This window comes from Pseudoalteromonas sp. GW168-MNA-CIBAN-0100 (assembly GCF_040309225.1).
GTDB lineage: Bacteria > Pseudomonadota > Gammaproteobacteria > Enterobacterales > Alteromonadaceae > Pseudoalteromonas > Pseudoalteromonas arctica.
Window position 1 is genome coordinate 1 of the sequence record NZ_JBEOOL010000787.1, and the last position, 256, is coordinate 256.

Annotated in this window: 1 protein-coding gene; it reads right to left on the minus strand. The window is 66.8% G+C overall.

The window, feature by feature from the left end; all coding sequences use genetic code 11:
- A partial coding sequence (locus tag AAEY62_RS23425) for a hypothetical protein (RefSeq protein ID WP_350636849.1) occupies positions 1-256 on the minus strand: 256 nt, incomplete at both ends.

Here is a 256-nt window from a genome sequence, read left to right on the forward strand (position 1 = left end):
GGCAGGTCCAGACCGCTATTGAAGGCCGCTTCGGCGGCGTCGGCGTAGTTCTTGGCGACGCGAGTGGCCACCCCGGCCGGGATGGGCTCGAAAAGCCGCCGCGCGAGGATTTTCGGAAGGTCCGCCTCCCCGCTCGGGCGCAGCACGAGCTCCTTGCGCGCCATGAGTTCGCGGGCTTCGTCGATCGCCGTGAGAACGTCGGCGGTGTTATCTCCGAATGCATCGGTCAGCCCGGTCGTCGTGATAACCAGTGCTG